7 protein-coding genes are annotated in these 9,986 nt (G+C 72.1%); 1 reads left to right on the top strand and 6 read right to left on the bottom strand.

Annotation, left to right across the window (positions count from 1 at the left end; all coding sequences use genetic code 11):
• Positions 1 to 49: 49 nt before the first annotated feature.
• From AB0K51_RS30845 to AB0K51_RS30865, 5 genes are all read right to left on the bottom strand, one after another.
• On the bottom strand, positions 50 to 1,396 hold the full coding sequence (locus tag AB0K51_RS30845) for a PHB depolymerase family esterase (protein ID WP_363460863.1): 1,347 nt from the start codon (positions 1,394 to 1,396) through the stop codon (positions 50 to 52).
• Between the two features lie 294 nt (positions 1,397 to 1,690).
• The gene (locus AB0K51_RS30850) at positions 1,691 to 3,958 is read right to left on the bottom strand and encodes a glycoside hydrolase family 3 N-terminal domain-containing protein (protein ID WP_363460872.1); all 2,268 of its coding nucleotides are present in this window, start codon (positions 3,956 to 3,958) and stop codon (positions 1,691 to 1,693) included.
• Positions 3,959 to 4,059: 101 nt separating this feature from the next.
• Positions 4,060 to 4,878 carry a carbohydrate ABC transporter permease gene (locus tag AB0K51_RS30855; RefSeq protein ID WP_363460865.1) on the bottom strand — a complete coding sequence of 273 codons (819 nt, stop codon included), beginning with the start codon at positions 4,876 to 4,878 and terminating at the stop codon, positions 4,060 to 4,062.
• The gene (locus tag AB0K51_RS30860; RefSeq protein ID WP_363460874.1) at positions 4,878 to 5,693 is read right to left on the bottom strand and encodes a sugar ABC transporter permease; all 816 of its coding nucleotides are present in this window, start codon (positions 5,691 to 5,693) and stop codon (positions 4,878 to 4,880) included. The genes AB0K51_RS30855 and AB0K51_RS30860 overlap by 1 nt, the downstream gene beginning before the upstream one ends.
• Positions 5,694 to 5,824: 131 nt before the next feature.
• Positions 5,825 to 7,120: an extracellular solute-binding protein gene (locus AB0K51_RS30865; protein ID WP_363460866.1), complete on the bottom strand. Its 1,296-nt coding sequence runs from the start codon at positions 7,118 to 7,120 to the stop codon at positions 5,825 to 5,827.
• A 155-nt stretch (positions 7,121 to 7,275) separates the two neighbouring features.
• Here AB0K51_RS30865 and AB0K51_RS30870 point away from each other — a divergent pair, with 155 nt between their 5' ends.
• A complete protein-coding gene (locus AB0K51_RS30870; RefSeq protein ID WP_363460868.1) occupies positions 7,276 to 8,301 on the top strand; it encodes a LacI family DNA-binding transcriptional regulator in 1,026 nt (341 codons plus the stop codon).
• Positions 8,302 to 8,432: 131 nt separating this feature from the next.
• On the opposite strand, the gene xylB is transcribed toward AB0K51_RS30870, so the two are convergent.
• Positions 8,433 to 9,851 (bottom strand): xylulokinase, encoded by a 1,419-nt coding sequence (gene xylB, locus AB0K51_RS30875; protein ID WP_363460870.1) that lies wholly within the window; start codon positions 9,849 to 9,851, stop codon positions 8,433 to 8,435.
• Positions 9,852 to 9,986: the final 135 nt, after the last annotated feature.

The raw sequence follows: 9,986 nt of genomic DNA on the forward strand, positions 1-9,986 counted from the left end.
ACCCCCACGGGGCGCCGCTGCGGGCCGGCACTCGTGTACGGAGCGGTTGTCAGCCCAGCTTCCACTGCTGGTTGCTGCCGCCGCTGCAGCCCCACAGCTGGACGGGCGAGCCGTCGGCGGTGGCCAGGCCGGCGACATCCAGACAGAGGCCCGACTGCACGCCGGTGACGGTGCCGTTCGCGTTCACCTGCCACTGCTGGTTGGGCTGGCCGTTGCAGGACCAGACGATCACCTTGGTGCCGTTGGTGGTGCCCTTGGCGTTGGCGTCCAGGCACAGGGTGGTGCCGCCCACGGTCACCGTCAGCTGGTTCGACGCGGTCCGGGTCCAGGTCTGGTTGGCGGCGCCGTTGCAGCCGTTGATCAGCTGCTGGGTGCCCAGCGCGGTGTTCGGGTCGGTCAGGCACTTGCCCGCGCCCACCGCGCGCAGCGCGCCGGTCGTGCCGCCGCCGGAGGAGCTCGCGTCCAGACCCATGAAGTGGATCGCGTTGGCGGCCATCGCGGTTCCCTGGACCGGCAGTTGGTGCCCGGCGCCGGAGATGGCGTACGCCTCGACCTGGGTGGTGCCGGCGCTGTTGGCGTACCGCGTGCGGGTCCAGTTCGCCGCCGGGCTGTCCGTGGCCGACGGGGTCTGGCCCACCCCGAGGACGTCGGTCCACTGCTTGATCTCTTCACCGAGGTTGTTGTAGTTCAGGATGGTGTCGGCGGTGCCGTGCCAGAGCTGCACGCGCGGCCGCGGACCGGTGTAGCCCGGGTCCGCCGCCCGCACCAGGCCGCCCCACTGCTGCGGGGACATCGACACCTGGCCCTGGGCGCAGGGCCCGTTCCAGCCGCGCACCGTGCCGGTGGCGAAGCAGTGGTAGGGCACTCCCATGAACGCCGCGCCCGCCTTGAACACGTCGGGGTAGTCGGCGAGCATCACGTTGGTCATCATCCCGCCGGACGACTCCCCGGTCACGTACACGGCGTTGGGGTTGCCGCCGTAGTGCTGCTCGGTGTAGGTGATCATCGACATCAGCCCGACCGGGTCACTGCCGCCGCCCCGGGTCAGCGCCTGGTCGGAGGAGACGTCCCAGCAGCTTCCGCCGGGGTTGGTCGAGGGGTAGATGACGAGGAACCCGTACTGGTCGGCCAGCGACCCGAAGTCGGTGCTCGAGTACAGGTAGGGGCCCGACCCCTGACACCCGTGCAGGGCCAGCAGGATCGGCGGGTTGGCCTTGACGCCGGCCGGCACGTACAGGTTCATCTGCAGGCCGGTCGGGTTGGTGCCGAAGTTCGTGATCTGGGTCAGCGAGGCGGCCGCGGCCGGGGGGACGGCCTGCAGGCTCAGGCCCAGCGCGAGGCCGAGCGCGGCGGCGGTGCCGAGCAGCCGGGACGCGAGCGAGCGGATTCGGAACATGGGACCTCTCCGTAGGAATCGCCGTGGATGTCGAGGGAGTTCCGGCGCCGCCGCGGAAGACACCCCCGATGCTCGGGCGCTCCCGCCGCCGCCGTCAACGACCCGCCGGGGCTCCGCGGCGGGCGGCTCGCACCGGCCCCACGGCCTGCGCGTTCGCGGCCCGCCCGGCCGTGCTCCCGCCGTCCGCCGTGAAAGTTCCACGCCGGGGTCCGGTGGCGGACGGGCGGGCGACGTGCGTCGGCCGCCGGTCGCGCCCGGTGAAGGGTGCGGCCGGCGGCCGTTGGTGACGACGGGTCAGGCGGTGCGGAGGTCCGCGTGCAGGCGCCGGGTGTGGTCCAGGACGCGGACCGGTCCGTCCAGCCGGACGGTGGCGGTGAGCCGGACGTCGGTGCTGGAGGCGGCGATCCGCAGCTCCAGCTCGCCGGGCTCCACGATGCGCCGGCCGTCGCGCCCGGTGAAGGACGCGAGGTCGGCGGGGACGCCGATCCGCACACGGGTCTCCTGGCCCGCGTCGAGGGTGATCCGCCGGTACCCGATCAGCCGCTGCACCGGCTGGACGACGCTGGCGACCGGGTCGTGCAGGTAGAGCTGGACGGTCTCGCTGCCGCTGCGCTCCCCGGTGTTGCGCAGGGTGAAGGAGAGCTCGACCGTGCCGTCGGTCGCGGCGCCGGCCTGTTCCACCGTCAGGTCGGTCCAGGCGAAGGCGGTGTAGCCGATGCCGTGGCCGAAGCCGAACGCCGGGGTGGGGTCGGTGCTGGACACCTCGCTGGGTCCGGCCAGGCGGGCCCCGAGGTAGGTGGAGGGCTGGACGCCGGGGCGGGCCGGGATGCTGACGGGCAGTCGGCCCGAGGGGTTGGTCCGGCCGCTGAGCACCGCGGCGACCGCCTCGGTCCCGGCCTCGCCGGGGAAGAACGTCTGCACGAGGGCCGCCGACTCGGTCACCGCGCGCCCCAGGGCGTAGGGGCGCCCGGCCAGCAGCACCGGCACCACGGGCTTGCCGGTGTCCAGCAGCGCGTCGAGCAACTGCTGCTGCACGCCCGGCAGTTCAAGCGATTCGACGTCGCAGCCCTCGCCGCTGGTGCCGCGCCCGAACAGGCCGGCCCGGTCGCCGAGGGCGACGATCACGACATCGGCCCGGCGGGCCGCCTCGAGTGCCTCGGCGAAACCGGAGGTGTCCGGCCCGTCGACGCTCGCCCCGGCCGCCGTCCAGATCTCGCTGCCGGGGAACTCGGCCGCCAACGCCTGGCGCAGCGTGGGCAGTTCGATGCCCGCCGGGATGTCGGGGTGCTGGCTGCCGACGTGCACGGGGAAGGCGTAGCAGCCCAGCACCGAGGTCGGGGTCTCGGCGTTGGGGCCGATCAGGGCGATCCGGCGCGGGCTGCGCAGCGGCAGGGTGCCGTCGTTGCGCAGCAGCACCACGGCCTGCTCGGCGATCTCCCGGGCCAGCGAGCGGTTCTCGGGGCGGTCCAGGTCGACCGCGCCGCGCAGCGCCTGCGGGTCGTCCAGCGGGAGGCCGGCCAGGGCGGTCGGGACGGCGTCCCAGTCCGGGTCCAGCAGGCCGAGTTGGACCTTCTGCACCAGGACCCGGCGCAGCGCCCGGTCGACCAGCGCCTCGGGCACGGTGCCGTCCTCGACGGCGCGCAGCAGCGGCTCGCCGAAGGTCTTGACGGTGGGCAGTTCCACGTCGACGCCGCTGGCCAGGGCGAGGGCGGCGGCCTCGGCCCAGTCCCCGGCGACGCCGTGCAGCACCTTGAGGAAGGCGATGCCGAAGTAGTCGGCGACCACGGTCCCCTCGAAGCCCCAGGTGTCGCGCAGCAGTTCGGTCAGCAGGGCCTCGTCGGCGGCCGAGGGCACGCCGTCGGTGTCGGTGTAGGCGTGCATGACCGAGCGGGGCCGGCCCTCGCGCACCGCCATCTCGAAGGGCGGCAGGATCACGTCGGCTCGCTCGCGCGCGCCCATGCCGACGGGGGCGAGGTTGCGTCCGGCTCGCGAGGCGGAGTAGCCGGCGAAGTGCTTGAGCGTGGCGACGATCCCGGCGGACTCCAGGCCCTGCACGTAGGCGGTGGCCACCGTGCCGACCAGGTACGGGTCTTCGCCGATGGTCTCCTCGACCCGGCCCCAGCGGGCGTCGCGGACGACGTCGAGGACCGGGGACAGGCCCTGGTGGACGCCGACCGCGCGCATGTCGCGGCCGATCGCGGCGGCCATCCGGCGGATCAGGTCGGGGTCGAAGGTGGCGCCCCAGGAGAGCGGCACCGGGTAGGCGGTGGCGCCCCAGGCGGCGAAGCCGGCGAGGCACTCCTCGTGCGCGAGGGCGGGTATCCCGAAGCGGTTGGCGGCGGCGATGCGCTGCTGGCTGCGGGCCAGCGAGAGCGCGCCCAGCGCCGGGTCGACCGGCACCGTGCCGAACGGCCGGGTCAACTGGCCGAGGCCGGACGGGAGCAGGTCGTCGAGGTCGGGCGGCTCCTCCATGTCGTGCTGGTGCGGGGCGACGTCGCCGCCCTCGTCGGAGGCGCCGACCCAGACGCCGACGAGCTGGGCCAGCTTCTCCGGCAGCGTCATCTCGGCGATCAGGGAGTCGGCACGTTCCTCGGGGCTGAGCGCGCGGTCGCGCCAGCGGGTGGTGGGGGCAGCGGACGGGAGGGCCAGGTTCATGTTGCCGGTCACTTTCCTCCGACGCCCATGAGGCCCTGGACCAAGGCGCGTCGGGCGAACAGGTAGACGATGAAGATCGGGAGCATCGACAGCACGACGGCGCTGAGCAGGCCGGGCACGTCGACGCCGTGCTCAGTCTGGAAGTTGTACAGGCCGAGGGTGATGACCTTGGTGCTCTCCGACTGGGTGAGGATCAGCGGGAACAGGAAGCCGTTCCACGCCTGCAGGGCGGCGAAGACCACGACGGACGACAGGCCGCCCTTGGACAGCGGCACCACCAGCTGCCAGAACACCCGCCACGGGGTGGCGCCGTCCATGGCCATGGCCTCGTAGAGCTCGCCGGTGATGTCGCGCATGGCACCGGTGAGGACCAGGGTGCACACCGGCAGGCAGAACGCCGCGGTGGGCAGGATGATGCCGAGCAGGTTGTCGTAGAGGCCGGCCTTGCTGATGACGTAGAACATCGGCACGATCACGGCCTGCGCCGGGATCGCCAGGCCCAGCAGGAAGATCCGGAACACCGTGCCGATCGTCCTGCCCCGGGCCCGCACGATGGCGTAGGCGAGCGGGGGCACGACGAGCAGCACGATCGCGACCACGCTCACGGTGACCAGGAGCGTGTTGAGGAAGTCCTGGCCGAACCCGTTGGAGAAGTCGTCGACGTAGTTCTGCAGGGTCAGCTCGGAGGGGAAGGTGAGCGGCCCCTGCGAGGAGTAGTTGGAGCGGGTGCGGAACGTCGAGATCAGCAGGACGTACAGCGGGAAGCCGACCAGGGCCAGCCAGACCAGCGAGCCGAGCCCGGCGAGGTAGTTGGGGCGCCGTCGCATCACAGTCCCTCCGTGGTGCTGCGCATCTTGTCGTAGCCGGACAGGCGCACGACGGCGAGCGAGATCAGGGTGGCGACCACCACGAGGACCAGGGCGATGGCCGAGCCCGCGCCGAAGTCGAAGCTCTTGAACGCCTGTTGGTACATGTAGAAGGCGCTGTTGGTGGTGTCGGTGCCCGGGCCGCCCTGGGTCAGGATGAGGACGGTGTCGAAGGTGGTGAGACCGCCGACCAGCATCAGGATGACCGAGGTGATCATCGTGTTGCGCAGCTGCGGCAGGGTGATGTGGAAGAACTGCCGCACCTTGCCGGCGCCGTCGATCGACGCCGCCTGGTAGAGCACCCGGGGGATCGCCCGGGCGCCGCCCTGGTAGAGCAGGGCGTGCATGGGCGTCCACTGCCACATGCCGACGAAGGTGAGCACCGCGATGGCACCGCTCTGACTGCCCATCAGGTTGCCGTCGCCGAACAGCCACTGCATCTGCGAGGGCACGCCGAAGTTGGGGTCCAGGATGGCGCGCCAGACCACCGAGATCGCGGTCGCGGACAGCAGCAGCGGGACGAAGAAGATCGCGGACAGCACGGCGCGGTTGCGCTGGTGGCCGGCCGCCCACACGCCCAGCAGGATGCTCACCGGGGTCTGCACGACCGCGCCGGCCACGGTGAGCACCAGGGTCAGCCAGATGCTCTGCGTCATCACCGGGTCGTGCAGCAGCTTGGTCCAGTTGGCGAGGCCGTTGAACCGGGGGGCGTCGACACCGTTCCAGCTGGTGAAGGAGAGCACCGCCACCAGCAGCAGCGGCACGATTGCAAACATCAGGAAGAACACGGTCGCGGGCACCGCCCAGGCAAGGCCCGGGCGGGTCACCCCGACGCCGGTCCGGCGCTCCGCCCGCAGGCGACGACCGGACGCGGACACGAAGGAGAGTGCACTCATGGCGATTCGTCTCAGGAGGCGGGCAGGGCCTGCATGGCCTTGATGAAGCCGTCCACGTCGAGCTTGCCGTTGAAGAACTGCTGGACGGCGGTGTGGATCGGCGTGTTGGCGGCCGGCGGGTACGCCTGGTCCCAGGAGAGCTGGAACGACGGGGCGGCCTTGACCAGGTTGTACTGGTACTTCGAGTAGTCGGGGTTGGCCGCGGTGCCGAGGAACTGCTCGGTGTTGGTGGTGGTCGGCAGGTTGCCGATCGCCAGCTGGGCCTTCACGAACTCGTCGGAGTACATGAGCTTCAGGAAGGCGGCGGCCGCCTCGGGGTGCTTGCTCTTCTTCAGCACCGAGTAGAAGTTGTTGGTGTTGCCGACCACGTTGGACGGGTCGCCCTTGCCGCCGGCGATGCTCGGGAAGTTGCTGTAGCCGAGGCTGGTCTTGGTGAAGTCGGGGTTGGCGTCCTGCTGGGTGGCGTACTCCCAGGAGCCCATCAGCTCGAACGCCGCCTTGCCCTTGGCCAGCAGGGCCGGGGAGCCGCCGTCGGTGAACTTGACCGAGTCGAAGTTCGACCCGAACGCACCCGCGTCGACCAGCTGCTTGAGCATGCCCAGCGCCTTCTTGGCGTCGTCGCTCTCCCAGGCGCTCTTGTCGCCGGACAGCGCCTTCTGGAACAGCTCGGGGCCCGCGACGCGGTCGAAGACGTACTCGTACCACATCAGGGTCGGCCACTGGTCGCCGCCGCCGAGGGCGAACGGGGTGATGCCCTTGGCCTTGAGCGTCTGGACGGCGCTCAGCAACTCGTCCCAGGTCTTCGGGACGCTCAGGCCGGCGTCGGCCAGCACCTTCTTGTTGTTGAAGAGCAGCACGGGCTGGGTGCCGCGCATCGGGATGCCGTAGGACTTGCCGTCGATCACCGCGGTGTTGAACACCGAGGTCAGGAAGTTGCCCTTCAGCCCCGGGTCCGCGGCGATCATGTCGTCCAGCGGGAGCAGCAGGTCGGACTTCACGTACGGCTGGATGCTGCCGCCGCCCCAGTTGAAGAAGACGTCCGGCGCCTGGGGGGTGTTGATGATGGTGTTGAGCTTGGCCTGGTAGTCCGCGCCCGGGATGGTGTCCAGGACGGCCTTGACCTTCGACGTCTTGTTGAAGGTGTCGACGATCTGCTTCTCGACCTTGTTGCTGGCGTCCCCGTAGACCAGGACGTGGATCGTGCCGGAGTCCCCGCCGGCGGAGGAGGAACCGCCGCTGCCGCAGGCGGTCAGCGCCACCATGGCCGTGGTCAGACCGAGCGCAACAGCGAAAGCGCGTCTCTTCATCAGGACTCTCCTAAAAGTTTCGATCCGCTTCTCGAAATCCCCGCTTGGCCGGGACGCTAAGTTGCGAGGATGTTTCGGGTCAACCCCTCGTGCCGAGGGTTACTGAAGCGTGATGCGCCAACTGCCCTGCGCCGCCGGTGCCCTATGCTGCGTCCATGGAAAAGGGCGATGAACTGGGACGGGCGACCCTCGCGGACGTCGCCCGCGAGGCCGAGGTCTCCGTTTCGACGGTTTCGAAGGTTCTCAACGGCCGCACCGACGTCTCGGCGTCCACCCGCTTCCGCGTCGAGCAGGTCCTTCGCGCCCACGACTACCAGCGCGCCGCCCGCAGCAGCGGTGAGGCGCCCCTCGTGGAGATCGTCTTCCACGAGCTCGACAGCCTCTGGGCGATGGAACTCCTGCGCGGCGTCGAGGCGGTGGCGAACGAGCACGGTGCGGCGGTCGTGGTCACCCACAGCGGCTCGCGCCACGCCCCGGGGCCGGAGTGGATCGAGGCGGTGCTGCGCCGGCGACCGCTGGGCGTCGTACTGGTCTTCTCCAGCCTGCCGCCCGAGCTGAAGCGCCAACTGCGCGCGCGGTCCATCCCGTTCGTGATCATCGACCCGGCCGGCAACCCCGATCCGGACGTGCCCTCGGTGGGCTCGGCCAACTGGGCCGGCGGCCTCGCCGCCACCCGGCACCTGGTCGAGCTCGGCCACCGGCGCATCGCCATCGTCACCGGCCCGGCGGACACCCTCTGCTCGCTGGCCCGGCTGGACGGCTACCGCTCCGCGATGTCCATGGCCGGCCTGGGGGTGGACCCCGAGCTGACCGCGTTCGGCGACTTCCACGCCGAGGGCGGATTCGCCCAGGCCAAGCGCCTGTTGGAGCTCCCCGACCGACCCACCGCGATCTTCGCCGGCAGCGACCTGCAGGCGCTGGGCGTCATGGAGGCCGCCCGGGTCTGCGGCCTGCGCGTGCCCGAGGACCTGTCCGTCGTCGGCTACGACGACCTGGACATCGCGAAGTGGACCAGCCCGGCGCTGACCACCGTCCGCCAGCCCCTGCGCGAGATGGCCGAGCAGGCGACCCGCCTGATCCTCGCCCTCCGCAGCGGGGAGGCCCCGGCGGCGCCCACCCGCCTCGAACTGGCGACCACCCTGGTGGTGCGCTCCAGCACCGTCGCGCCCGCTCGGCCCTGACCCGACCGGGCCGGGCCGCCCCTCGGCCCGGGCCCTTCCCACAGCTTTCGAAACTTTCGAACCGGTCGGGGTCGGGCCCGGGCGCGCGGCACTCCGGGCCACCGGCCGGGTGAGCCGGCCCGGGGCCGGCCTCACTCCGCCAGCAGCGCGCCGGCCCGGCGCAGGGTCCGGTCCAGCCGCTCCAGGGCCTCCGTGTCCCGGGGCAGGGGGTCCAGCACCGGTCCGTCCGCCGTGCGCCAACGGCGCGCGACCTCGTCCGGGGCCTCCCCGGTGACCAGTGCCGCGGCCTGCGCCGCCGCCCCCAGCGCGACCAACTCCCGCGCCCGCGGCACCTGGACCGGCCGCCCCGACAGCCTCAGCACCGTCCGCTGCCACGCCGCGCCCTGCGCTCCCCCGCCGATGAGCAGCAGCGGCCGCCCGTCGGCCGCGGCCTCGCCCCCGGCTCGCAGGACCTCGTCCAGCGCGGCCAGCAGCGAGTACGCCGCGCCGTCGTAGGCGGCCTGGAGCAGGTGCCCGGGCGTGGTGTCGTGCCGGATACCGTGGAACAGCCCGGCCGCGTACGGCAGGTCGGGGGTCCGCTCGCCGTCCAGGTACGGCAGGACGACGGCAGTGCCGCCGGGTTCGACGTCCTCGCGTCCGCGTCCGAGCAGGGCGGCGACCCGGTCCACGGCGAGCGTGCAGTTCAGCGTGCACGCCAGTGGCAGCCAGCCGCCGAGCGCGTCCGCGAAGCCCGCCACCGTTCCGGTCGCGTCCACCGGGCGCCCCCGGGTGACCGCGTAGACCGTCCCCGAGGTCCCCAGGCTGAGCACGGGGGTGCCGGGCGTGAGCCCCAGCCCCAGCGCGGCGGCCATGTTGTCGCCCGTGCCCGGCGCGACCCTCGTACCCTCCCGCAGCGGGCCGCCCGCCCGCACAGTGCCCGCGCTCTCCCCCGGCTCCACCACCCGCGGAAGTTGACGCACGCTCAGCCCCAGCGCGTCGAGGATCTCCGCGTCGTACCCGTCCGAGGTCCACCAGGCCGTGCCCGACGCGTCGCCGCGGTCGGTCGTGCCCTGGCCGGTCAGACGCTCCGTCAGGAAGTCGTGCGGGAGCCGGATCCGCCGGGTCGCCGCCGCCGCGGCGGGCTCGTTCTCCCGGAGCCAGGCCCACTTCGATGCGGTGAACGACGCCCCCGGAACGCTGCCGACCCGCTCCGCCCACCACCGCGGCCCCCGCTCGGCGACCAGCCGCTCGGCCTGCGCCGCCGACCGCGTGTCGTTCCAGAGCATCGCGGGTCGCACCGGCGCACCGTTCGCGTCCAGGGTCACCAGGCCGTGCTGCTGCCCGCCGACCGACACGGCCTCCGCCCGGCCCGCCCACCCGGTGGCCGCGACCGCCTCGACGAACGCCGACCACCACTGCTCCGGATCGCTCTCGCGCGCCCCGCCGGTCCCGGTGACGGTGTGCGCGGCCCGTCCTTGGCCCAGCACCTCGCCCGTGTCCGCGTCCACGGCCAGCGCCTTGGTGGACTGGGTCGAACTGTCGACCCCGATCACAACTCGCTGCGTGCCCATCAGGATCTCCTCGTGGTGTCCCTTGCTGTCTCGACCTGGGCATACTAATTTGTCTTCCGGCCTGACGAATAGGTCTCCCGCACCACGAGAATCCCTTGGAGCAGTCGATGACGCAGCTCTCCCCCACCCCCGCCG

The organism is Kitasatospora sp. NPDC049285 (genome assembly GCF_040678815.1).
Classification (GTDB): Bacteria; Actinomycetota; Actinomycetes; order Streptomycetales; family Streptomycetaceae; genus Kitasatospora.